This is a genomic window from Pseudomonas fluorescens, from assembly GCF_018614775.1.
GTDB classification, from domain to species: domain Bacteria; phylum Pseudomonadota; class Gammaproteobacteria; order Pseudomonadales; family Pseudomonadaceae; genus Aquipseudomonas; species Aquipseudomonas fluorescens_BY.
In genome coordinates, this window is the sequence record NZ_JAGGOF010000082.1 from 13204 (window position 1) to 37802 (window position 24599).

15 protein-coding genes and 1 pseudogene are annotated in these 24599 nt (G+C 62.0%); 9 read left to right on the forward strand and 7 right to left on the reverse strand.

Going from position 1 to position 24599, the window contains the following annotated elements; all coding sequences use genetic code 11:
• Positions 1 to 14 precede the first annotated feature (14 nt).
• On the forward strand, positions 15 to 1541 hold the full coding sequence (locus J7E36_RS19760) for a CoA-acylating methylmalonate-semialdehyde dehydrogenase (protein ID WP_215006623.1): 1527 nt from the start codon (positions 15 to 17) through the stop codon (positions 1539 to 1541).
• An 11-nt stretch (positions 1542 to 1552) separates the two neighbouring features.
• A complete protein-coding gene (gene mmsB, locus J7E36_RS19765) occupies positions 1553 to 2440 on the forward strand; it encodes a 3-hydroxyisobutyrate dehydrogenase (RefSeq protein ID WP_215006626.1) in 888 nt (295 codons plus the stop codon).
• Between the two features lie 76 nt (positions 2441 to 2516).
• Here mmsB and J7E36_RS19770 read toward each other — a convergent pair whose 3' ends face one another.
• Both J7E36_RS19770 and J7E36_RS19775 read right to left on the reverse strand, forming a co-directional pair.
• A complete protein-coding gene (locus J7E36_RS19770; protein ID WP_003197542.1) occupies positions 2517 to 2861 on the reverse strand; it encodes a cupin domain-containing protein in 345 nt (114 codons plus the stop codon).
• A gap of 98 nt (positions 2862 to 2959) precedes the next feature.
• Positions 2960 to 3841 carry a LysR substrate-binding domain-containing protein gene (locus J7E36_RS19775; RefSeq protein WP_215006629.1) on the reverse strand — a complete coding sequence of 294 codons (882 nt, stop codon included), beginning with the start codon at positions 3839 to 3841 and terminating at the stop codon, positions 2960 to 2962.
• Positions 3842 to 4045: 204 nt separating this feature from the next.
• Here J7E36_RS19775 and J7E36_RS19780 point away from each other — a divergent pair, with 204 nt between their 5' ends.
• The gene (locus tag J7E36_RS19780) at positions 4046 to 4810 is read left to right on the forward strand and encodes a sulfite exporter TauE/SafE family protein (RefSeq protein WP_215006631.1); all 765 of its coding nucleotides are present in this window, start codon (positions 4046 to 4048) and stop codon (positions 4808 to 4810) included.
• Here the strand turns inward: J7E36_RS19780 and J7E36_RS19785 are convergent.
• On the reverse strand, positions 4800 to 5114 hold the full coding sequence (locus tag J7E36_RS19785) for a putative quinol monooxygenase (protein WP_215006633.1): 315 nt from the start codon (positions 5112 to 5114) through the stop codon (positions 4800 to 4802). The genes J7E36_RS19780 and J7E36_RS19785 overlap by 11 nt on opposite strands.
• 195 nt (positions 5115 to 5309) lie before the next feature.
• Between J7E36_RS19785 and J7E36_RS19790 the strand changes: the two genes are divergently transcribed.
• Together J7E36_RS19790 and J7E36_RS19795 are read left to right on the forward strand one after the other, a co-directional pair.
• Complete coding sequence (locus tag J7E36_RS19790) at positions 5310 to 5900, forward strand: NAD(P)H-dependent oxidoreductase (RefSeq protein ID WP_215006640.1); 591 nt, start codon at positions 5310 to 5312, stop codon at positions 5898 to 5900.
• 71 nt (positions 5901 to 5971) lie between these two features.
• Complete coding sequence (locus J7E36_RS19795) at positions 5972 to 6889, forward strand: LysR family transcriptional regulator (RefSeq protein ID WP_215006643.1); 918 nt, start codon at positions 5972 to 5974, stop codon at positions 6887 to 6889.
• A gap of 57 nt (positions 6890 to 6946) precedes the next feature.
• Here the strand turns inward: J7E36_RS19795 and J7E36_RS19800 are convergent, their stop codons facing one another.
• On the reverse strand, positions 6947 to 8392 hold the full coding sequence (locus tag J7E36_RS19800; protein ID WP_215006646.1) for a SulP family inorganic anion transporter: 1446 nt from the start codon (positions 8390 to 8392) through the stop codon (positions 6947 to 6949).
• A gap of 352 nt (positions 8393 to 8744) precedes the next feature.
• Here J7E36_RS19800 and J7E36_RS19805 point away from each other — a divergent pair, with 352 nt between their 5' ends.
• The 4 genes and pseudogenes from J7E36_RS19805 to J7E36_RS19820 form a co-directional block, all read left to right on the forward strand.
• Positions 8745 to 10094 carry a gluconate:H+ symporter gene (locus J7E36_RS19805; protein ID WP_215006649.1) on the forward strand — a complete coding sequence of 450 codons (1350 nt, stop codon included), beginning with the start codon at positions 8745 to 8747 and terminating at the stop codon, positions 10092 to 10094.
• A 26-nt stretch (positions 10095 to 10120) separates the two neighbouring features.
• On the forward strand, positions 10121 to 10981 hold the full coding sequence (locus J7E36_RS19810; RefSeq protein ID WP_215006652.1) for a MurR/RpiR family transcriptional regulator: 861 nt from the start codon (positions 10121 to 10123) through the stop codon (positions 10979 to 10981).
• A gap of 1 nt (position 10982) precedes the next feature.
• Positions 10983 to 12455 (forward strand): N-acyl-D-amino-acid deacylase family protein, encoded by a 1473-nt coding sequence (locus J7E36_RS19815; protein ID WP_215006655.1) that lies wholly within the window; start codon positions 10983 to 10985, stop codon positions 12453 to 12455.
• Positions 12456 to 12470: 15 nt separating this feature from the next.
• Positions 12471 to 12614 (forward strand): annotated as a pseudogene (locus tag J7E36_RS19820) (glyoxalase superfamily protein); the annotation flags it as partial.
• A gap of 52 nt (positions 12615 to 12666) precedes the next feature.
• Here the strand turns inward: J7E36_RS19820 and J7E36_RS19825 are convergent.
• From J7E36_RS19825 to J7E36_RS19835, 3 genes are read right to left on the reverse strand one after another with little or no spacing between them, the layout of a single operon-like run.
• Positions 12667 to 15501, reverse strand: a complete 2835-nt coding sequence (locus J7E36_RS19825) for an RHS repeat-associated core domain-containing protein (protein ID WP_215006660.1) — start codon at positions 15499 to 15501, stop codon at positions 12667 to 12669.
• Positions 15498 to 19985 carry a SpvB/TcaC N-terminal domain-containing protein gene (locus J7E36_RS19830; protein WP_215006663.1) on the reverse strand — a complete coding sequence of 1496 codons (4488 nt, stop codon included), beginning with the start codon at positions 19983 to 19985 and terminating at the stop codon, positions 15498 to 15500. The genes J7E36_RS19825 and J7E36_RS19830 overlap by 4 nt, the downstream gene beginning before the upstream one ends.
• Positions 19978 to 24573, reverse strand: a complete 4596-nt coding sequence (locus J7E36_RS19835; RefSeq protein WP_215006666.1) for a neuraminidase-like domain-containing protein — start codon at positions 24571 to 24573, stop codon at positions 19978 to 19980. Before J7E36_RS19835 ends, J7E36_RS19830 begins: the two co-directional genes overlap by 8 nt.
• Between the last annotated feature and the right edge of the window lie 26 nt (positions 24574 to 24599).

The following is a 24599-nucleotide window of genomic DNA, read 5'->3' on the forward strand; positions in this document are numbered from 1 at the left end:
TCCCGGAGGCCAGCATGAATGTTTCCCTTACGCCCAGCGACACCGCCCTGCAAACCGTCAGACTGTTGATCGATGGCGAATGGGTTGAATCCCAGTCCAGCGAGTGGCACGACATCGTCAACCCGGCCACCCAGCAGGTCCTGGCGAAAGTCCCATTCGCCACCGCCGCGGAGGTCGATGCCGCCATCGCCGCTGCCCAGCGCGCTTTCCAGACCTGGAAGCTGACGCCCATTGGCGCGCGGATGCGCATCATGCTCAAGCTCCAGGCCTTGATCCGCGAGCATTCCAAGCGCATTGCCGCGGTGCTCAGCGCCGAGCAGGGCAAAACCATCGCTGACGCCGAAGGCGATATTTTCCGTGGCCTGGAAGTGGTCGAGCACGCCTGTTCCATCGGCACCCTGCAAATGGGCGAGTTCGCCGAGAACGTCGCCGGTGGCGTTGATACCTACACTTTGCGCCAGCCGATCGGAGTGTGTGCTGGCATTACTCCGTTCAACTTCCCGGCGATGATTCCACTGTGGATGTTCCCGATGGCCATCGCCTGCGGCAACACTTTTGTGCTCAAGCCTTCGGAACAGGATCCGCTGTCGACCATGCTCCTGGTGGAACTGGCCGTCGAGGCTGGCGTGCCGGCGGGTGTGCTGAACGTGGTACACGGTGGCAAGGATGTGGTGGACGCACTTTGTACCCACAAGGACATCAAGGCGGTGTCCTTCGTCGGTTCGACGGCGGTCGGCACCCACGTGTATGACCTGGCGGGCCGCCATGGCAAGCGCGTGCAGTCGATGATGGGCGCCAAGAATCACGCGGTGGTACTGCCGGACGCCAATCGCGAGCAAACCCTCAACGCCCTGGTGGGTGCCGGTTTTGGCGCGGCGGGGCAGCGTTGCATGGCCACCTCGGTGGTGGTGATGGTGGGTGCGGCCCGGCAATGGCTGCCGGAGCTCAAGGTGTTGGCGCAGAAGCTCAAGGTCAACGCCGGCAGCGAGCCGGGCACGGACGTCGGGCCGGTGATTTCCAAGCGGGCCAAGGCGCGAATCCTCGAACTGATCGAGAGCGGCGTGCAACAAGGCGCCAAGCTGGAACTCGATGGACGTGATATCAGCGTGCCGGGCTTCGAGCAGGGCAACTTCGTCGGCCCGACCTTGTTTTCCGGGGTGACCACCGACATGCGCATCTACACCGAAGAAATCTTCGGCCCGGTGCTGGTGGTGCTGGAAGTCGACACCCTTGACCAGGCGATTGCCCTGGTCAATGCCAACCCCTTCGGTAATGGCACGGGCCTGTTCACCCAGAGCGGTGCGGCGGCGCGCAAATTCCAGAGCGAGATCGACGTCGGCCAGGTAGGCATCAACATCCCGATTCCGGTGCCCGTGCCGTTCTTCAGCTTCACCGGTTCGCGGGGTTCGAAACTCGGCGACCTCGGACCGTACGGCAAGCAGGTGGTGCAGTTCTACACTCAGACCAAGACCGTCACCGCGCGCTGGTTCGACGATGACAGCGTCAATGACGGCGTGAACACCACCATCAACCTGCGTTGAGGAGTCGGACAATGAACATTGCCTTTATCGGCCTTGGCAACATGGGCGCGCCGATGGCGCGCAACCTGCTCAAGGCTGGCTATTCCCTGAACCTGTTCGACCTGAACCAGACGGTTTTGGCCGAGCTGGCGGCGTTGGGCGGCACCATCAGCGCCTCGCCGCGCGATGCCGCCAAGGGCGCCGCGCTGGTGATCACCATGTTGCCGGCCGCTGCGCATGTGCGCAGTGTCTGGCTCGGTGAAGACGGCGTGCTGGCCGGGATCGCCGCCGGCACGCCGGCGGTGGATTGCAGCACCATCGACCCGCAGACCGCCCGCGACGTCGCCGCCGCTGCTGCCAAGCAGGGCGTGGCGATGGCCGACGCGCCAGTCTCCGGCGGCACCGGCGGGGCGGCAGCCGGCACGTTGACCTTCATGGTGGGTGCCTCCGCCGAGTTGTTCGCCACGCTGCAACCGGTGTTGGCGCACATGGGCCGTAACATCGTGCATTGCGGCGACGTCGGTACGGGGCAGATCGCCAAGATCTGCAACAACCTCCTGCTGGGGATTTCCATGGTGGGCGTCAGCGAAGCCATGGCCCTGGGCGAAGCCCTGGGAATCGACACCCAGGTGCTGGCCGGCATCATCAACAGTTCAACGGGGCGTTGCTGGAGCTCGGACACCTACAACCCGTGGCCGGGCGTGATCGAAACGGCGCCGGCGTCCCGTGGCTATACCGGTGGGTTTGGCGCCGACCTGATGCTCAAGGACCTGGGCCTGGCCACCGAAGCCGCACGACAGGCCCATCAGCCGGTGGTGCTGGGGGCGGTGGCGCAGCAGTTGTATCAGGCGATGAGCCAGCGGGGCGAGGGCGGCAAGGATTTTTCGGCGATTGTTAACAGCTATCGCAAGCCGCAATAAAGACTGTCGGTGGGTTGCCACAAGGGTCAGCATTGACCTTTCCGAGAGACCACAGGGTGGTCTCCCGGTTTTTGCATCAGGCAAAGACGAAATATTTGCGCACAGTCTCGACCACTTCCCACGTGCCTTTCATGCCGGGTTCGACGACGAAGATATCACCGGCCCGCAGGTGGATCGGCGCCATGCCGTCCGGGGTGATGATGCAGTAGCCTTCCTGGAAATGGCAGTATTCCCACTTCACATAATCCACGCGCCATTTGCCGGGTGTGCAGATCCAGGTGCCCATGATCTTGCTGCCGTCTTCGCTGGTGTACGCGTTGAGGTTGACGGTGTGCGGATCGCCTTCGAGTTTTTCCCATTTGCAGGCGTCGAGTACGGGCAGCGGGTGGGTGTCACGCAGGACGGTGATGGGGGCGGTCATGTGAGCTCCGAAAGTGGGCGAAAGAGAAGTCGCACCCTACCGCGCCGCATGAACGGGAAGATGCCTGGGTTCGACACCGGGTTGCCCAGAAGCGCGCCTCAGTCGGCCAGATGCCGGGCCAGGGCCCTGGCATAAGCGGGCAAACCTTCGAAGTTGCGGGCGCAGAGCAACAGCGCCCGGTGGGCCCAGGCTTCTTGCAGCGGGACGCATTGATACGAAGCCTCGGGCCGGCGGCGGGCGATGGCGGCCTTGGGCACGATGGCGATGCCTGCGCCGTGGGCCACCATGCGAATCATCCCGTCGAAATTGTCGGCGCGGATGCGGATCTGCATGCGCATGCCGGTGTGCAACGCCTGCTCTTCAAGGTAGATCGCCAAGGCGCTGGACGCCTTGAGACCGACGTAATCGTGGCGGAGGGTCTCGCTGAAACTCGGCGTTCGGCCGTCGGCCAGGGGATGCCCGAACGGTAGGATCAATACCAGCGGGTCGTCGCGAAAGGGCCAGGTCTGAAGGCTGCCGGTGTCCACCGCGTCGGAAACGATCCCCAGGTCTGCCGCGCCTTGGTGCAACGCGTGGGTGATCCGTGAGCTGGGCAACTCCTGCAAGTCGATGTCGAGGTTGGGATGCTGCTTGAGGAAGCCGGCCAGCGGCTCGGGCAGGTATTCGGTCAGGGCGCTGGTGTTGCACAACAGCCGTACCTGGCCTTTGACACCCTCGGCGTACTCGGCCAGGTCCTGTTGCAGGTGTTCGGCGTGTTGCAGCAATACGCGGGCATGCTGGGACAGGGCCTTGCCGGCTGGCGTGGGGGTTACGCCACGTCGTCCGCGTTCCAGCAAGTCGATGCCCAGGGACGCTTCCATGGCCCGGACGCGCGCACTGGCTGCCGCCAGGGACAAGTGGCTGCGAGCGGCACCGGCGGTGATGTTGCCGGTGTCGAGGATGTTCAGGTAGAGGCGCAGGTCGGTGAGATCGAAATGCATGGAATCTGATCCTGTGTTGTGTCCGATGCGCCGCCTTCGCGAGCAAGCCCGCTCCCACATTTGACAATACATTCCCCTGTGGGAGCGGGCTTGCTCGCGAAGGCGGCAGTAGCCTCAACAAAACTCTAAGCCTCTTTCCAGGCAAGAGGCACCCTCAGTATATGGCACATTTGCATGCAGCCATCCAACGCTCACCATAGCCCCATGAACACACTCATCACTTTTTATCAAAACCTTGGTCTGGCGCTGACTTTACTGGTGATCGGCACTTTCCTCCTGGCCGGCACCATCAAGGGTGTCATCGGCCTTGGCCTGCCAACCATTTCCATGGGTTTGCTCGGGCTGGCTATGGCACCGACGCAGGCAGCGGCTTTGCTGATCATACCCGCGACCCTGACCAATCTCTGGCAACTGGCTTTCGGCGGCCACCTGCAAACGCTGATACGGCGCTTGTGGCCGCTGTTGCTGGCGATCTTCCTGGGCACCGGGCTCGGTACGCTGTGGATCGGCATGACCGGTGGTGCCTGGGTCGTTCGGGCCTTGGGCGGGGCATTGCTGTTGTACGCGTTGAGCGGCTTGTTGTTGCCGACGCTGCGGGTAAGTTCGTCTGTCGAGCGATGGCTCGGCCCGCTGTGCGGGCTGCTCACCGGCATCATCACGGCAGCCACCGGGGTGTTCGTCATTCCGGCGGTGCCTTATCTGCAAGCACTGGCCTTGAACAAGGATGAACTGGTGCAGGCCTTGGGCCTGTCGTTCACCGTGTCGACACTGGCTCTGGCCGCCGGCCTGCTCTGGCGCGATGCCCTGGGGGGTGGCGAGTTGAGCGCTTCATTGCTGGCGCTGGTGCCGGCGCTGACGGGGATGTGGCTGGGGCAATGGCTGCGCCAGCGGATCAGCGCCGTGTTGTTCAAGCGGGTGTTTTTCATTGGCCTCGGAGTGCTCGGCGGCCATCTGCTGATCAGCGGCTAGCCGAGGACGGGCTGAGCATGTCGACGCGACGGATCTCGAAATCGCGCTCCAGGTAATCCATGCGTTGCGCAAAGAATTGCTGCATGTGTGGCAGGTTCGAGTGCACCTCCAGATGCGCCTCGCAAGCCCAGATCTCATAGAAGATAAACAGCGTTGGGTCCTGTTGGTCCCGCAGCATGTGGTACTCGATGCAGCCAGGCTCGGCGCGGCTCGGCTCGACGTAGGCGCGAAACAGCGCTTCGAAGGCGTCAGCTTTTTCCGGGCGGGTCTTGGCGTGAAGGATGAAACCGTGCTGCGCGCTCATCGGGCGGCTCCTGAAATGAATTTCAGCAGGAGTCTATGGCAACAATCGGGTGTCGATTCGTGCGTTTTAGTCAAATCAGTTTTGCCGTCGTGGGGCTTATTCCGTGCGAGGCGCATCGGTAGTCTGCCGCCATCATTTCAACCTTTCCATTTGGCAGCCTCCGGGCTCATGCCGTGGAATCCGATGAGGCACTCCATGAAAAAAGTCCTGTTGCTCAACGGTGGCAAACAATTCGCCCACTCCGACGGTCGCTACAACACGACCCTCCACGACACGGCAGTCAGTGTGCTGGACCGTGGCGGTTTAGATGTGAAGACCACCTTCATCGACGGCGGCTACGACAGCAAGGAAGAAGTCGCCAAGTTCCTCTGGGCCGACGTGATCATTTACCAGATGCCTGGCTGGTGGATGGGCGCGCCGTGGACAGTGAAGAAATACATCGACGAAGTGTTCACCGAGGGCCATGGCAGCCTTTATGCCAGCGACGGTCGCACCCGTTCCGATGCTTCGCAGAAATACGGCAGCGGTGGGCTGGTGCAGGGCAAGCAATACATGTTGTCCCTGACCTGGAACGCCCCGCAGCAGGCCTTTGACGACCCGACCGATTTCTTCGAAGCCAAGGGCGTGGACGCGGTGTACTTCCCGTTCCACAAGGCCAACCAGTTTCTCGGGATGACGGGGCTGCCGACGTTCCTGTGCGTGGACGTGATGAAGCGTCCGAACATCGAAGCGGATGTGGCGCGTTATGAGCAGCATCTGATCGAGGTGTTCGGCCTTTTGCGGTAACCCGGCTACTATCGGGATTTACTGAAGGCGACGATGCCTGTGGCGAGCGTGCATGTCATGAGAGGACATCTGTGAAAGCCAGATCCGACGAATTGCAGATCTTCGTCTGCGTGATCGAGTGCGGGTCCATCTCGGCCGCCGCCGAGCAGGTCGGGCAAACGCCGTCGGCGGTCAGCCGCACGTTGTCGCGCCTGGAGGCCAAGCTCGAGACCACGCTGATCAATCGCACCACGCGGCGCATGGACCTGACCGAGGAGGGCAAGTATTTTTTCGAACAGGCCAAGGGCATCCTCGACCAGATGGATGAGCTGGAAGAGCGCCTGTCATCGCGCCAGAAAAACCCCGCCGGGCGGCTACGAATCAACGCTGCATCGCCGTTCATGCTGCACGCCATCGTCCCTCACGTCGAAGAGTTCCGCAGGCTCTACCCGGACATCCAGCTGGAACTCAACAGCAACGACTTGATTATCGATCTGCTGGAGCAGAGCACGGACATCGCCATTCGCATCGGCACCCTCACCGACTCGACGCTTCACGCCCGTTCCCTGGGTTGCAGCCCGTTGCACATCCTGGCGAGCCCGGCGTACCTGAAGCAGCACGGGGCACCCACCAGCGTCGCCGAGCTGGCAGACCACGCACTCTTGGGTTTTGCCCAGAACGACGGGCTCAACCAGTGGCCGCTGCGCCATGTCCACGGCGACCGCTGGCCGATCCAGCCGGTCATCAGCGCCTCCAGCGGCGAGACCGTGCGGCACTTGGCGCTGCAAGGCCAGGGCATTGCCTGCCTGTCGGACTTCATGACCCGTGACGACATCCATACCGGTCGGCTGAAGGTGTTGCTGGCGGATGCCAACAGCGGCTACCGCCAGCCGATCAATGCGGTGTACTACCGCAACTCCCAGCTGGCACTGCGAATCCAGTGCTTCCTCGACTTCATCCAGGGCAAACTTGCCGAGTACGCCTCGCGGGAATTCCACGCGCATTCGTGACTTACCCTGTGGGAGCGGGCAAGCCCGCTCCCACAGGGTTTTGTGAAGGCATGGAAATCAGTCGTGGTGCACGCCGGCGCGCTTGAGCATCTGCTTGCAGCGCTCGGACAGGTGGAACACCCGCAGGTGCTTGCCGGCCTTGCTGTAGCGTTCGCGCAGGGTTTTCAGGGCGGCGATGGCCGAGTAGTCGACGAAGCTCAAGTGGCGGCAGTCCAGGGTGACCTGGGCCGGGTCGTTGGCCGGGTCGAACTGGTTGAGGAATGGCGTGGTCGAGGCGAAGAACAGCGTGCCATGCAGCCGGTAGAGTTTGCTGCCGTCGGCCTCCAGGTGCGTGTCGGCGTACAGCTCCCGAGCCTGTTGCCAGGCGAAGTTGAGCGCCGCGACGATGATCCCGCAGAGCACCGCCACCGCCAGGTCGGTGAATACGGTGATGATGGTTACGGCAATGATCACCAGCACGTCATTGACCGGTACCTTGTTGATCACCCGCAACGAGGCCCAGGCAAACGTCTGCTGCGACACCACGAACATCACCCCCACCAGCGCGGCAAGCGGAATGCGCTCGATCAGCGGCGACAGGAACAGCACGAACAGCAACACCATCACCCCGGCCACCACACCGGACAAACGCCCGCGTCCGCCGGAGCTGAGGTTGATCACCGTCTGGCCGATCATTGCGCAACCGCCCATGCCGCCGAACAGGCCCGAGACGATATTCGACGCGCCCAACGCCACGCATTCACGGTCCGGATAGCCGCGGCTCTCGGTGATTTCGTCGGTCAGGTTCAGGGTCAGCAGGGTTTCCAGCAAACCCACCATCGCCATGATCACCGCATAGGGCGCCACGATCTGCAGGGTCTCCAGGTTCCAGGGAATGTCCGGCAGGGCGAGGCTCGGCAACCCGCCGGCAATGTGGGCCATGTCGCCCAGGGTCCGGGTGGGCAGGCCGAGCAGGTACACTGCCAGGCCGACGCCGAGGATCGCCACCAGGGCCGGTGGCACGCTGCGGGTCAGGCGCGGTAGCAGGTAGACGATGGCCATGGTCAGCGCCACCAGGCCGGCCATCAGGTACAGCGGCCCGCCGCTCAGCCAGGCTTCGCCATTCTTGAAATGCTCCAATTGGGCCAGCGCAATCACAATCGCCAGGCCGTTGACGAAGCCGAGCATCACCGGGTGCGGCACCATGCGTATCAACTTGCCCAGCCGCAGCAACCCGAACGCCACCATGATCAATCCGCCCAACAACACCGTCGCCAGCAGGTACTGCACGCCGTGCTGCACCACCAGCGCGACAATCACCACCGCCATCGATCCCGCCGCGCCGGACACCATGCCCGGCCGACCGCCGAACAGGGCCGTCAAGGTGCAGATGATGAAGGCGCCGTAAAGGCCCATCAGCGGGTTGAGGTGGGCCACCAGGGCGAAGGCAATGCATTCGGGGAGCAAGGCGAAAGACGTAGTGAGGCCGGCGAGGACGTCGGCGCGAAGGCGTGCTGGTTTCATGGTTTACCTGACAGGGCCCCGGTTGAGGGGGCCGGGGGAACATGGTGCAAAAGCAGAAGGCGATAGTACGGAAATTCCACTGTGGGAGCGAGCCTGCTCGCGATGGCGCCTGGTCAATCGGCATGGAGAGGTGACTGACACGTCGCTATCGCGAGCAGGCTCGCTCCCACAAAGCCGGTGCCAGGGGATGAAAATTTGTTGTGGGATTTTCATCGGCGCTGCTTCGCAATGCCCGTCAGCGACACGTCTTGTCCGTGCACGAAATTTACTTTCAAAACGTTTGAAGATTATTCCTTGAAATGATTTATGAGTTTCACAACTCATAGACGTGACCCTGTTCAAGGAGTACCGCATGGCCCCTGCTTTCGGATATTGGCTGTTGGTCTACGCGGCCATCGCCATCATTGCGTTGATCGTGTTGATCGCCCGTTACCGGCTCAACCCGTTCATTGTCATCACGCTGGTGTCCATCGGCCTGGCGCTGCTCGCCGGGATGCCGCCGTCGGGCGTGGTGGGGGCGTACGAGGCCGGGGTGGGCAAGACGCTGGGGCACATTGCGCTGGTGGTGGCCCTGGGCACGATGCTCGGCAAAATGATGGCCGAGTCCGGCGGGGCCGAGCGGATGGCACAGACGCTGATCGAGCGTTTCGGCGAGCGCAACGCCCATTGGGCGATGGTGTGCATCGCTTTCCTGGTCGGGCTGCCGTTGTTCTTCGAAGTCGGTTTTGTACTGTTGGTGCCCATCGCGTTCACCATCGCCCGGCGCGTGGGCGTGTCGATCCTGATGGTCGGGCTGCCGATGGTCGCCGGGCTCTCGGTGGTCCATGCCCTGGTGCCGCCGCACCCGGCGGCGATGCTGGCGGTGCAGGCATTCCAGGCCTCGGTGGGCCAGACTTTGCTGTACGCGATCCTGGTCGGCATCCCCACCGCGATCATCGCCGGCCCGCTGTACGCTAAATTCATCGTGCCGCGCATCCAGCTGCCGGCGCAAAACCCGCTGGAGCGGCAGTTTCTCGAGCGCGAACCCCGCGCGCGGTTGCCGGGGTTCGGCATCACGCTGGGGACCATCCTGCTGCCGGTGGTCCTGATGCTGATCGGCGGCTGGGCCAACCTGATCTCCACGCCCGGCAGCGGTTTCAATCAGTTCCTGTTGTTCATCGGCAACTCGGTGATCGCCCTGCTGCTGGCCACCGTCCTCAGCTTCTGGACGCTCGGCCTGGCCCAGGGCTTCAACCGTGAGTCGATTTTGAAGTTCACCAACGAATGCCTGGCTCCCACAGCCAGCATCACGTTGCTGGTGGGCGCCGGTGGCGGTTTGAACCGGATCCTGGTGGACGCCGGGGTGACCCAGCAGATCGTCGGCCTGGCCCAGGCATTCCAATTGTCGCCGCTGGTCATGGGCTGGCTGTTCGCGGCCCTGATGCGCGTCGCCACGGGCTCGGCCACGGTGGCGATGACCACGGCGTCGGGCATCGTCGCGCCCGTGGCGATCGGCCTGGGCTACCCCCATCCCGAGTTGCTGGTGCTGGCCACCGGGGCCGGGTCAGTGATCTTTTCCCACGTCAACGACGGTGGCTTCTGGCTGATCAAGGAATACTTCAATATGACCGTTGCCCAGACCTTCAAGACCTGGACCGTGCTCGAAACCCTGATTTCCGTGGTCGCCTTCGGCCTGACCCTCGGGCTCGCGCGTTTGCTCTGAGCGCAATCCACCCCACAGGAGCCGTCATGGACATCCTCTACCAGATCCGCGCCCGTCAGGATTCCTTCAGCGCCGGCGAAGGAAGAATCGCCCGGCTGATGCTCGACGACGTCGGGTTTGCCGCCTCCGCCAGCCTCGATGAGCTGGCCCAGCGGGCCGAAGTCAGCAGCGCCACCTTGTCGCGCTTTGCCCGCACCGTCGGCTGTCGCGACCTGCGCGACCTGCGCTTGCAACTGGCCCAGGCCAGCGGCGTCGGCAGCCGGTTCCTCGACCCGGCAGGCGCGCCCGAGCAATCGGCGTTTTACGGGCAGATCGTCGGTGATATCGAATCCACCTTGCGCCAGCATCTGTCGGCGTTCGAAGAGACGCGGTTCACCGATGCCGTGCGGATGCTTGGCAAGGCACGGATGATCCATGCGTTCGGGCTCGGTGGTTGGTCGGCATTGTGCGGCGAAGAGTTGCAAGTGCGGCTGGTGCGCTTCGGCTACCCGATCGCCGCGTGCCGCGACCCGGTGATGATGCGCATCACCGCCACTTCGCTGAGCGAGGCGCATGTGGTGATCGCCTGCTCCCTCACCGGTATCACCCCGGAACTGCTCAATGCCGTTGAGCTGGCCCGCAGTTACGGCGCGGCAATCCTGGCGATCACCCGGGCCGACTCGCCGCTGGCCCGACTGGCCGATGTGGTATTGCCCCTGCAAGGCGCTGAAACCTCGTTCATCTACAAACCCACGGCGGCGCGCTACGGCATGCTGCTGGCCGTCGACGTGCTCGCCACCGAGCTTGCGCTGGCCAATCCCGAAGACAATCAAGAACGCCTGCGACGAGTCAAACTCGCCCTGGACGATTACCGCGGCGGCGACGATCAGCTGCCGCTGGGAGACTGACATGCTCTACGACACGCTTATCCGCAACGCGCGGGTGATCGATGGCACCAATACGCCCGGCTACACCGCCGATGTCGCGATTCGCGCCGGGCGCATCGAGCGCATTGGCGATCTCGGCAATGCACGGGCAGTTGCCGAAATCGACGCCGCCGGCCGCGTGCTGGCGCCGGGTTTCATCGATGTGCACACCCACGACGACACGGTGGTGATTCGCCAACCGCAGATGCTGCCCAAGCTCAGCCAGGGCGTGACCACGGTGATCGTCGGCAACTGCGGCATCAGCGCTTCGCCAGTGCGCCTGCGGGGCGATCCGCCCGACCCGATGAACCTGCTCGGCGCGGCCCAGGCGTTCGTGTACCCACGCTTCAGCGATTATCGTGGCGCGGTGGAGGCGGCGGCACCGGCGGTCAACGTCGCCGCGCTGGTGGGCCACACCGCGCTGCGCAGCAACCACATGGACGATTTGTTGCGCACCGCCAGTGTGGGAGAAATCGCCGCCATGCGTCAGCAGTTGCGTGAGAGCCTGGAGGACGGTGCACTGGGGTTGTCCACCGGCCTGGCCTACGCCAACGCGTTTTGCGCATCCACCGACGAAGTCATGCAACTGACCGAAGCGTTGAGTGGGTTCGGTGCGGTCTACACCACGCACCTGCGCAGCGAATTCGAACCGGTGCTCGAAGCCATGGCCGAGGCTTTCCAGATTGGCCGTCACGCCCAGAGTCCAGTGATCATTTCCCACCTCAAATGTGCCGGCACCGGTAACTGGGGGCGCAGTCCGCAAGTGCTCGCGGCGCTGGAAGACGCTGCGAAGAACCACCCGGTCGGCTGTGACTGTTACCCCTACGCGGCCAGCTCTTCGACGCTGGATCTCAAGCAAGTGACCGATGCCCATCGCATCACCATCACCTGGTCGACGCCGCATCCCTCAGCGGGCGGTCGCGACCTGGCCGACATCGCCGGCGAATGGGGCGTGTCGCTGTTGGAAGCAGCCGTGCGCCTGCAACCGGCCGGCGCGGTGTACTACGGCATGGACGAAGGCGATGTCAGACGCATCCTCGCCCACCCGCTGTCCATGGTCGGCTCTGACGGGTTGCCCGAAGACCCGTTTCCCCATCCGCGCTTGTGGGGCGCTTTCCCGCGGGTACTTGGACATTTCAGTCGAGACGTCGGGCTGTTTGCGCTGCACACCGCCGTGCACAAAATGACCGGTCTTTCCGCGTCGCGCTTCGGCCTGAAAGAGCGCGGTGAAATCCGTGAAGGACATTGGGCGGACCTGGTGCTGTTCAACCCGCACACTGTTCGTGACGTGGCCGATTTCAACGCGCCGCAACGGGCCGCCGAAGGCATCGATGGGGTGTGGGTCAATGGTGTCCTGAGCTACAGCGAGGGGCAGGCGAATGGGCGCAGGGGAGGACGGTTCCTGGCGCGCCAAGGTGATCTGCGTCTTGGATTCGGTTCTGTACACGACGTTTGAGAGGCGTGAAAAAACCAAGCGTTCCAGGCACAACTGCTCGCCAAGTCGTACACCTTCGCCCGGCCACAGATCCAGGCCATGCCCTGGGGAAGCCAGGACATGACCATCACTGATCCATTCGGTAATCGGCTGGTGTTTACTGATGCGATCAGTGCCTGAACCCGTGCTGCGGAGCAGATGCCCGGACACCGATCCCCCATTGTCGTGAATGCTAGGCGGCCGCGTATCGACCCATTGACTGGTTGTATTGGTTCAGCCTGAACAGCAGTTCCCGTCCGCGTTGGATAGTTGCCCGAGTGGCGTTGATTTGCTGCTGCATCTGCGTACGGCGCAGTGTCCGGGCGCCTGCCGTGCCGGTTTGATCGGTCATCTGGTCCAGGGTCCGGTTCAGCATCCCTTTCGCGCCAGGGCCGTAAAACTCCTCCACCCCAAGTCGATCGAATGCTGCATTGATGGCATTGGCGTCGTGCTCCAGGTATCCGTCGAGCTCAAGCAGTGCATCGTTCAAGCGTTGGATTTTTTGTCCGGGAATTCCATTCGAGGTCTTGGTGGCCTGGGTAGACGCTTCGAAGTTGGCGATCCATGCGCCCGGAACCCGAAGTACTTTGGTCAGGATGAAATTGGTCACCATCAACGATATTTTCTTTTGCCCGGTCGCTTCGCGCGGGTCCAGGTCTTTGATGGCTTTGCGGGACTTTGCGTTCAGGTCATAAAAAGCTGTCCGGCCTTCATGCTCGATATCGTCGGGGTCCAGTCGGCTGACTTGTGGGTAGACAGACTCAGGCAGATGTCGCGTCGCATCCATTTTTCCGGCGAGGCTGTCGATACCTGCTGCGGTGCCGCTCATGGCCGACCATGAGGCAACCAGCCCTGCTGGCGCCGCCAAGGCCCCTGCACCCAGCGAAGCCGCGTTCTTGAAGGCGTTGTAGGCGTAACGCTGAAAGACACTCTTGGTGATGTCTTTTGTACTCATGCTGTTGTACAGCTGGTGGTTCAGCGTGCTGAGCCGGTTGTTGACCTGGGACAGAATATTTGGATAGGCCGCTATCTCTTTCCTGATGTTGAACTCTTCTTTGTCCTGGCCGTTCGGGTCGTTATAGCGCACGGGGTTATTACCCACCATGCAATATAAGTTCAGCCCATCAATTGCCCCCGCCGGATCGGCACTGATCCAGCGTTGCAACCACGGCGCGTAGTAGCGCTGCCCGTAGTAATACAGTCCGCTGGCGTCGTGCTCCTTGCCGGAGTAACGAATGGTCCGGTAGTCGGCTTCCACGGCTGAGCGGGACGCCGCCCACGCGGTGCCACCGTACGGCAGGTAACTTTCCTGGCTGATCAGCCAGCCCTCGCCGTCGAGTTCCATCGTGCTGGACCCCAAGTGATCGTCCAGGCTGTAGCGAAACGGGCTGGTCGCAATACCGGCCGGGCGACCTTCGGTCCAGTGCAAATAACGGACACTGCACCGACCGGCTTGCACGGTAATGACTTCCAGGCGCTCGTTAGGACGGGTGCGAATTTCCAGGCCCGGCAGATAACGGGCTTCCCGGGTGTGCGTCACCGTCGCGGCCCGGGTGGTTTGTATCTTGCAAACCCGTTGCCCATTGCTGTCGTAGCAGTAACGTTCGGTGTCGTCGTGTCCGTCCTCACGGCGGACCAACGTCACCTTGGCGAGTTGATTGCGGGTGTTCCACTCCAGCGTCCGGCCTGGCCCGAGCGTCTGCTGGTTGCCGTTATCGTCGAAACCAACCGTTACGTCAGGCGCTGAGTGGCCGATGTTCCAGGACGTGAGGCGATTACTTGCCGTGGCAACGTTGTAGGTCCGGGTGTAGTGATTGCGGTCGCGGACATGGCGCAGTTCGATCAGATTGCCGCCGGCGTCGTATTCGTAGTGCTCGGTAAACCTGAACAGTTGCCGGGCATCGAACGGTGCTCGGCTGAGCGTAGCAAGGCTGGGGTTGCCGGTCAGACCCGAGGATTCACGCCCCGTCGCGCTGATCAACTGATAGAGGCTGTCGTAGCTGAATGTACTGATGGCGTCGACCCGCTGATTGCTGCCGAACTGCACCGGTTGGGCCCTGTCCTCAATTTGGGTGACGTTACCCACCGCGTCGTAGGTGTAGCGCAGATCCTGCAAGGTGCTGCCGGACACCGCCGCGCTGAGGGCGATCAGGCGACCACTGGCCGGGTCGAACGCGGCGCGACTGATGACGCCATTGCCGGCAACCTGGGATTCAACCTGGCCAGATGCGTTGTAGACCAGCTCCCGTACGACGATTTTCTCAGTCGCAGAGCCTTTTATCTTCAAGCCCACGGCTTTGAGTTGGCCGGCGACATCAAACGCATAGCGCTGTTGGTGCTGCGCCGCATCCACCTGCAGGATAGGCTGCCCCAACGCATCGTAGCGCCAGCTGGTGGCGTAGCCATTACCCGGTTCCAGCAGCCCGTCGCGGTCCTTTTCATCGGCCGGCCAATTGGGTGATGCGCAACCGACCAGGAAGTGCCTTGCCTGGCCTAGCGGTTTGCCACTTAGCCCATAGTTGCTGATGGACAGGCTGCCAGCGCTGTCATCGTGACGGGTCAGGGCACCACAGAGATTGTAGGCCGCCGAGGTGGGCGAGCTGTCGCCGTAGCGCAGGCATTCGATCCGGCGCAGGCCCTCTTGCGTCCCTTGTTCCTGGACCTCGGTCGGCCGCAGCTGATCATCGTAGAAGGTACGCCAGCGGTGCCCTCGCTGGTCCCAGCAACGCAGGATCTGGCCGGCATCACCCGGCAGGTTCAGGCGCCAGCCGGCGTCGAGGCTGTCTATCCGCAGGGGCTTGCCGGAGAAGCTGTAGACGGTGGTCAGGTTGGCTTGCGGTGCGTCGCCGGAGAGTCGGGGATCCCATTGCGCAACGGGGCGTCCGGCGAGGTCAAAGGCCTGTCGGGTGATGCGCGCCTGGGCGGGGTCGTCCATGTGGCGCCGGCAGTAAGCGACCTGCCGCACGGACAATCCCCGGCTGTCGACGGCATTGATCGTCGGCGTTTTGCGATGCAAGTGTGGGGTCATGCCGCACCTCCGGTGGTCGGGTAATGCTTGGCCATGGTCTCTTCCAAGGTGTCGTTCTCGTCTTCGTCGAGGGTGTACCAGGCGTGACGGGTGTGCCGGCGCATGGGGGAGATGCCACTTTGACTGGCAAGCCGCGTGTGGGAGGGGCGGCCCAGCGGATCGTAGAATTGTCGGTCGCAATAACCGAACCGACGCAAGGACACGTCGTTTATGTAGCGATGCTGGTCGGCGAAGTAAGGACGGTAGAGGCGAATCGGTAAGCCGAGGTTGTTGTATTCCACCCGCTCGCTGACACGCCAGCGTCTCGCGGCGGTTTGCTCCAGAGGTCGTTTGTCATTGAGCGTCAGCGCGCCCTGGGCGTTGACGACGTAGGCCATACCTGGCTCGACCTGCTGCTTGCTTTGCAACGTGCGCCCGAAGCCGTCGAAGCAGGTCAGGCTGATGCGGATCTGTTGTTGCGGGTCGCCGGGATAACGGTCGGCCACCAGCGCTGCAATGTGCATCGGCTCACGGGCCGAGGCCACTATTTCTTTTTGCAGTTTCAGATCGTCGAGAGAGGGTGCTTGTAGCGCCATCAGGCGGATTCGGGCCGATGCACAGATGTGCCCGCTGGGCAGCAGGTCACCGTTGAGCACGCAGCGCGCCAACCAGTCGGTATCTGCCAAGGCCGCACTGGACACGTGCCCCATCCAGCTGAAGGGGGCGTAGTAGAGGGCGGTGGCGGCGTCCTGAAGGGCCTCTCTGCTTTGTTCGATCGCTTCGGTGGGGCTGTTGAAGTGCGGCCGCTTGAACTGCGCGAGCGGCTTGAAACCTGCGACGCTGTTGTACTCACTGCCGTAGAAGGTGCTGGCCAGCACCTGACCAAAGGCATCGACGAGACTTTCCTGGCTATTGCCATTGGGATCGGTAATGCGCCACGGCTGAAGTGAACGGTAGTCGTGGTGCACCCGGGTAACACAGCCGTCGGGCAGCTTGAGCGCGGTGATGAAGCAGCGATAGCGGTCGTAGCTGTACTCGGTCACGCCGTGGCTCTTGCTCGCTTGCGAAGTCTCGATCCTGTAAAAACCCTGCAGCGGGGCGTAGGTCGCGAAGTCACTTTTGACTGACCAGATCTTCTTGCCTGGAGGGGTCTCGGGAAGAAACAGATCCATGGGGTGATAGCCGCTTCTTTCGAGTAGCTTGCCTTTGGGACGCTGGGCCTGCGGTAACAGGTGGAAGGCTTGCAACGCGGTTTCGTCCAGTTCGGCGCTTTCCCGATGATCGGCCAGAGCCTCGAAGTGGGCGACACCGTCCGGCAGGGTTTCTGCGCTCGAGGTGTGTTTGTAGCGTTGAATGGACAGGCCGGTCAGCATACTGGCGGACATCCAGCGGGTGCTTCGGGTGAGTTCGCTGAGTTTTTCATGGTTCATGTCCGCTGTGCTCATTCCGTCAGCTTCAGGTGCCTTGGCTTTTCTCAAGGCGTTGGTGCGCTGGCGATAAGGCAGGCCAAGGCGCCAGGCTTGCGGATCTTGCAAGTGGATGTACTCGGCGCGGGTTTCGGTCAGGTAATGAAACTGTTGCGCCGGATCATGCGCATCGCGCCACCAGCGCTGCTGGTCGGGGTCATTGAACGGGGGCAAGTCGTCGACGGTTTTACGTCGGGCGTAATGGACATCGACGCTGTGGGTCAACGAGCCATACCCATCATGCTGCAAATTGAAGGTGTGCCGGCATTGCGGATCGTCGCTCAAGCCTTCGTACTGATAATGGATCGATTCCAGCAGCAGCGGCAGCATCCGCCCATGACCCCGTTTGCCCTCGGGCGCCTGAAGCAGACGCACCCCATAGCGGTTCTCCTGGGCCGAATACAGGGTCGTGCGGTTCAGGCGCGTATCGACGCCGAATACCTCGCTGCGCAACAACAGGCCACTCAGGGCGCGAGACATTTCATCAAGCGTTGCCGGACTGGGTGCGGCAACGAATGTGTCGTTGCCGGTATCCGGCTGGTATTGGCAGAGTACGGTCTTGCCCAGCGCGACGGCCTGTGGGTCGGCGTGGCTATAAGCGTTACGCGACAGGTCGGGTGCCTGCCCGGTGTGAAACCAGCTCTTCTTCAGGCAGGCTGCGGTGAAACCCTGGGGATCGGTATCGACAGGGTGGGTTTCATGGTCGGTTTGCAGCAGCAGGCCGAAGCCACGAAATTCCCGCTCCTTGCCGTCGTAGTAGCCCTGGCGGTAAGCGTAGCGGCGGGACAGCTGGTTGCCGGTTATTTCATCCACTTGGGTTTGGCTCGATACCACATGCAGAACCAGGGGCACGTGGCAGGTCAGGGGCTGGCCGGCTGTCATTCTCTGCGCTTTTTCATCCAGCCATTCCTGCGCCGAGCTGCGGTAACGGATGCGGTTGGCCGCGCCGGTGTTGTTGTTCGTGCCCGTGAGCAGGTAGGGCTTTGCGCTGACGAAATCGCAGCGCCAGTGTCGGCCGCCGCTGTGGGGCGCGCTCAGGACCAGGCTGGAGCAGCCCAGCCCTTGCAGATCGACGATGTTCACCTGGCATAAGCCGTCGTAGCGCATGCCTCCCGGCCATGGCAGGGCAACGGGCGGGTTGAAACCGTTGCCGCCACGGTTCATGAAGATCAGCGCCTGATGCGCTTGCAGGTAGATCAGGTCGACGGCGCCGGAGCCGTCCAGGTCCGCCAGGCGGATCCGCGAAGCGTCGAAATTTTCGTGCGCGAGGTCAGGCGAGCCCAGCACGATGCCTTGGCCGAAACGCCCACGGCCCAGGTTCGGCCAACACTTCACTTCGTTGTGGCGAATGCGCACCAGGTGCTGCTGGCCGCTGCCCAGGACGTCGCTGAACGCCGCCAGTTCGCTGGCGCAGTGGCTGAGGATCGGGAGGGTGTCGTCCTCGACATCACGGGCTGCTTCACGGACAGGGGCAAATCCGTCCTCCCGCAGGTTGGCGTACAGACGAACGCTGCGCGGGCCGATCAACGCCAGGTCGCTGAGGCCTGCTCCCATCAGGTCGGCCAATTGCCCCTGCGGGTTGAAAAACGCTGGAGGGAACGCCTTGAATGTGGCGAAATCCGTCCAGCCCCGATCCGGGCCCAGGGAGAAAAAACCGCTCAGCCCCGGTTGGGCGACGACCCAGTCCAGTCGACCATCGCCTGTGAGGTCGATCAGTGCTTGCTGCACGGGGCTGGCCGGATCTGCCACGGGAAGCCGCGGCAGCGCTCGCCATTGACCGTAGGCGACGTCATCGCTGTCGGCCTTGTCTCGCAGGGGCTCACGGTAGTACCAGCACGTCTCGCCCCGATAGAGCAGACCGGGGAGGCCTTCGCCGTACAGATCCACCCATTGATAATCCGTGGCTTCGTCGAGCCCCGGCATGTCTTGCCAAGGTTGCCAGGCGCTGGGCTCCCCGGGGAGGGTGAACGCGCTGTAGCTGAACTCGAGCGGCGGACGGTTATCGATGGTTTGCGCCTCACCGAACCCCTGGTCGTGAGCCGTGATCAACTGGTGATAACCCTGGGGCGTCTGGCGGTAGCCGAGCAGCAGGCGGCGCACCAGTACGGGATCGGGGCCCCATTCCCCGGCAAAACGGTGAAACATCAGCACCTGGCGACACAGGCGTTCGGTGCGTAATTCAAAGCCATAGGCGAAGCTGGAAAAACCATCGCCCCGGGCCAGCCATTGCTGGCCTTCATAGCGCGGTGCGTGTTCGTACTCGGTGCTCCGCTCGCCATAGTCGACCACCAGTTCGAAGTGCCATTGCGCAGACGCCAGCCGGTCGGCGTGCCACAGGTAAAGGTCGGCATCGGCCTGGAAATTGCCATAGCTCACGCGGCTCAGATAACGCTGGGCGCTCGTGTCGGACTTGTAGTGGTAAAGGATGTGCTCACCGTGGGCGTTCAGGCTTTCTTCCAGCAGCCATTCGCCGACACGGCTCGCATCCCGTGGATCAGCTCGACGCGCAGAGGGATTTTTTCCGAAGACATGCAGGCAGCCATCGGCACCGTGTACGAGCCAGAATCCGGGTTTGTCATCCGCCGACGACCAATGCTCGATCCGGTCGAAGCGGCTTTCGATTCTCGGGTGATGACGGACCACCGCGTAGCGCTTGCCCAGTTCCAGCTTGTTGTAGTGGTGGACATGCGTAGCATCGATAGCGCCCCATGCATCGCGCTCGGGCAACCACGCCACGGCGTCGGGGCCGATGATCTCGTCATCGTCATCATAGGCAGGCACACCGTGGCGGGTGCTTCGCGCCACGCTCGGCAGTGACAGGCCCCAACCGATGCCGAACACGCCGTTGCCGGCCGAGCTGGAATAGGCCAGCGATAAAGGCGGGGCAAAGCCACGGCCCGGCGAAATCGGCAGGGCAATTTCATAGGTCGTCGTGCCGTGGACGCCGACAGTGCCCAGGCCTTTGCCGATGCTCTGGATCGCGCCGCCACCTTTGGGTAGTGACGGCGCGGACACGGGCAGCGCGCTGTGTTCATTCATGGGAACCTCCGCCGACCCGGGCCGTATAGCTGACATGCACGATGATGTCGGTCAGCGATTCAAGCAGGTCCTTCTGTTTTTCCGGGTTCGGGAAGGTCAGTTGCCATTTGGATATGGCGCCGGTGTATTCGAAGGGCAGGTAGCGTTCATCGTTGAAGTTCAGGGTGAACAGACCGTTATCATCGACACCGGTTGAAAGGGCAACTTGTGGGTGGGCGCGTCGGCTCTCAATGGCTTCGCCTCGATCACCTGCAGCCAGGAACACCTTGCTGGCGGTCTGGGTCAGTGTGGCTCGAATGTTTTCATAGGGGCCAACAACGGCCGGCAGGGAAATGCTGATGGTTTTGATGCGTCGCAGATAATGTTGCTGGTCCTTGTAGTCGTCTTCGAAGAGTTCGTGGGTCAACTCGAATTTGCACTGGCCTTCCTTCAAGGCGGCATGGACGTGCGTCCAGTCCTGGTTGATAGGGCTGCTTGGCGTCTGGTCCTTCAGATGCCGCAACGATACCGTTCTGCGAATCTCCAGCTCGCGCTCGTGACGTCGCAGGTATTGGGCCTGCATGTTCAACAGGTTCAGTTTCAACTGCTCGCCCGCGCCTAGCCCTCGATAGGTCGTATTCCAGGCCCCGGGTTGGATGAACCGCGTGCTGAAATCCGCCAGCTCATATTGCCAACAGGCTTCAGCTTCCAGGCACAGGGCCGAGGTTGCGTCGTAGGCCTGGCGGTAGAGCGCGGCGAACTGGCTGTTCAGCCATTGGTACAGCTGCGCTTTGGTAAAGCGCTTGCTGAGCAAGTCGTAGTTGGCCTTGGCTTGGTTCAGGCTCGATTCAGCCAGGCGCAGTTGCAGGCGTGTGGCGGTTTCCTGCTCGGCGCAAGATCCCAGTTGGGCGTCGAGCTGAGCCAATTCAAGCCGCGCCTGATCCTGGGCCAGGGTCCAGTCCTCCCGACGACGCGTGAATTGTGCCGTACGGTCGAGGTTCTGGGCGGCGGTGCGATACCTGATGGCGTCGCCTTGGGCCAAGGCAGCGGCAGCGTGCAGCGCACCTTCCCAACGGCTGCCTCCCACGCTGAAGCCAAAAATGTTCGGCATCAACATCAGGCTGCCCGCCACGACCTGTGCGTTCGATGCATCGAGTTCCGAGGAGCCGCTGCTCAAGTACAACTCACTGGCCTTGGTCTCGATTTCACAGAGGCCGTTCTCCAGCAACTGCTGATAATGGTGCAGCCGACCCTGAACGACAGCCTGGCTGGCCAGCAGTGCCTGGCGGTTATGCCGGTCTATGTTGAGCGCCTGGCGATGCAGGTCGACGGACTGTTTAGCCAGGTCCCAGGCGTGTTGTTGCTGGAGTTCCTGCAACTGCGCCTGCTCCTTGCGTTCGATCAGCGAGAGCAAGGCGGCGCCGAACTGGCACAGGCTTTCCACTGCCGCCTGGGCCTGGTTGAGCACGGCGGTGAAGCGATAGGGTGGGATCTGGGTGTTCGGCAACCTCGGTGCTGCGCTGCGCGAAAGGTCCATGCCGCTGGCGATGGCCGATGCGCGTGGGTCCAGAGCAGGCGCAAACATCGGTAGATGCAGCGGCTTGCCGGCGATGTCGAGGTTATGCCGCAGGTTGTGCAGGCGACTGTCAGTAATGTCCCAGCGCTTGCGCAATTCGGGATGGAAGGGGATGCGCAAATATGGCGTATCGATGGCCGGCAGGGACGGCGGCGAGCTGCTTTCGCCCAACAAGTGGAGTGCGTGGTTGGCGGTGGAGTTTGTCAGCGCGTACTCGAACCGGCGCAGATGTTCATTACTGGTTTCGCTCAACGTTTGCAGGCTGATGCGTGGCCATTGAACAAGTGGTTGAACCTCGGCCCGAGGCCCTAGCAGGTCCAGTGCCCGCGCATACCAGAGCTTGGCCTCGCTGAGACTGTCGGGTGTCAGCTCGCGGTACGCGGCGTCGCCTCGGTTGATCAGGATGTCGAGGTACAAAAAGTACAGCGCCTTGCGAAAGTGCACCGGGTGGCTGAGGGCAATCTGGTGGGGATCATGGGGTGTCTGGTTGGCGTAAGAAGGCCTGCCGTTATCGATCAACGGCACGCTTCTCCAGTGGTCACCGTTGTTGCGACCCGGATCGAAGGTATGGCGCAGCCAGCGTTCAGCGTCCTCGTATCGCTGCTCGGTATTCAACCGCTGGGCGACCAGCCAGGGTACGTAGAGGAAAAGCTCGGTGAAGTAGCGGCCATAAGGTCCGTGAAAATCCATCCAGTTGCTTGAGTCACCGGGCACGAAGGGCTCCGGCAGGTGTTGGGTCGTCAAGTCGAACAGCGCATCCAGGCTGTTCTCGGCTCGACGGACCAGTTCGGCGGCGAACACCGTGTTCAACCGGATGGGCGGGCGTAATCGGTCGTAGGCGTCGCTTTTCTTGACTGCGGACCTGGCGAAATCGATGAACTGGGTGGTGCCGAGGCCAGGCGTCGTGACCTGGGTTATGCCCGGAGGTTGTTGGCGCTTGAGGGGGCGCTTCAGGGTGATGGCTTTGAGGATGGAATAGAGCTTCTTTGTCGGTTCTCGGGGATGCACGAACGCCACCCCGAGAAAGAGGGTGGCACCGTCTTCATTGAGCTCGGTGCCAGGCCATGGGAACTCAAAAGCATCCGGCAGAAGCTCTGCCGGAGCGGACTCTGCCACAACCGTCAGGTCCTCGTACGTCAGGGGCTGGGGCTTCGGTGCCTTTGGTTGTCGGAAGACCACATACTGTTTGTCTAGCGGCTCATCACAGAAAACCATGACGCCCTCCACTTTGATGGCTTTGGAGTGCTCTGCATTCAGCGTTACGGTTTCCGAGTATCTGGTTTGGGAGCTGTTATTACGACCCCGGCTCACCTTGATCAAGTTTCTTACGGCGTCTGTGGAAATGAATTTCCCTTCAAGGTTCATGTGACTGGACTGCAGCGTGATACCGGGCGACTGTTCACTGTCTCTAAGCGCATCAGTCACGTGTGCGAAGGAGAACCTGTAGCTGCGGTCCAACGGAGCCTGGGTGTCGGTGAGATAAAGGCCCGAGAACTCACTGAGCGGTATATAGGGCGTTGGTGGCAGGCTTTGGGCAGGCACCACCAGGTACATTGTCATTTGCGGTTCACGATGAGGGGCGTTATGCACTCTCAATCGCATCTCGTCCCTTGTTCGGGTTGGAACCGACCCTGCCTGGGTAAAGGCGATGCTTGCCGTCATACGCAGCCTGAGCGTGGAAGCGCTCTTGATGTGGCTGATATGTATCCGATCCCGATAGCCTCCTTCGAAGTTACCTTCGAAATCGGACATGGTGACGTCCATGTTGCTGGGAAGGTCGGTTTCTGTGAACACGACTTCCGTAGACGTCGCTGTTTGAATGCGCTGGACGGCGGCCTCCGTGAGGGCTTTCTCGGCAGCAGTAGAGGGGGAGCTATCCGGCTCCGGGGTGAGGTGCTTATTGATGCAAGTCGACTTGATGAAAGTCAGGTCGTTGCCATTCGTGATGCGCGAATCCGTCTTGGGCTGATAGCCACACAAGGCCAGAAACAACGTTTCGTGCGAGCCTTGGCGGCGATGCTCAGCCACTGTGCCGATCAATGCCTTGATTGCGTCCACGTCCTTGCTGCCAAGTGTCGTGTTCTCGCAATAGCCTTGCAGACCGACCCGCGGAGTACTCCAGCTGCCATCCGATTTTTTGAAGCAATAGCTCATGCGCAGGAGCGGGCGGTGGCTGTCGGGTAGCGCCGCGTTGGCATTGGTGGGGTCGCTGCTGAAGGCTGATGGGTCCTGATGAATGCATTCTGCCCAGACGACAAACAGACGACTGTTGAACCTGACGGGACGAATCGTGTGCTCGGCGGCGTTCTCGGGGATGGGGACATCGGCCTTTTCCCAGTCCGACCAGGCAGACGGATCCGGCTGGTCCAGTTTTGGTGCGGGAGCCGGGTGGGGTGGTGGCGGGCCATCGAGCGGGCGCTGCGTCATGTTCAACGAACGCCAGAAGTAGCTGTTCTCCGTGCGGGATTTGGCAATGAAATAATAGGTGCCGTTGGCAAAGTCCTCGCCATCGATGTAGCCGTTGAGGATATTCAGGTTGGCGATTTCTTCGAACCGGGTCAGGTACGCCATGACGGCTGATTGAACGGCATCGGGTTGAAGCCGATTCTGGTTGAGGTCGTTCTCCAGTTGTAGAAAGTTGTCGCTCTTGTCGGCCCTGAGTAACGGGTCCAGGTAAAGCGCCGGAAAATAGAGCAGCTTCTGATGGGCGGCCCAGCTGGAGTACTGATGCAGTTGGTTGCGCCATGTCGACAGGTGCTCGGCTGCCAGGCTTGCCGAGTCGTAGCCGGGCTCCATGTTCATCAGGATGCGGTGAATGTACTGCTGCAGGCTGGCGATTGCACACGCCACGGGGGTAGTGGGCACGTCCTGGCTCACCAGCACATCGAGCAACCAGTATTCATAGAGATCCTCGGCGGTCTTGAGCGTCAGGTTACGGGTCACGGCGTTATCGGGCACGACCTTGTTCAGGTACAGCGCCAGCAACGCATCGCGCAGGCTTTCATCCAACTGCTTTTTAATCGCAACGGTCATATTCAATCCTTGAATGTTGAAGAAGG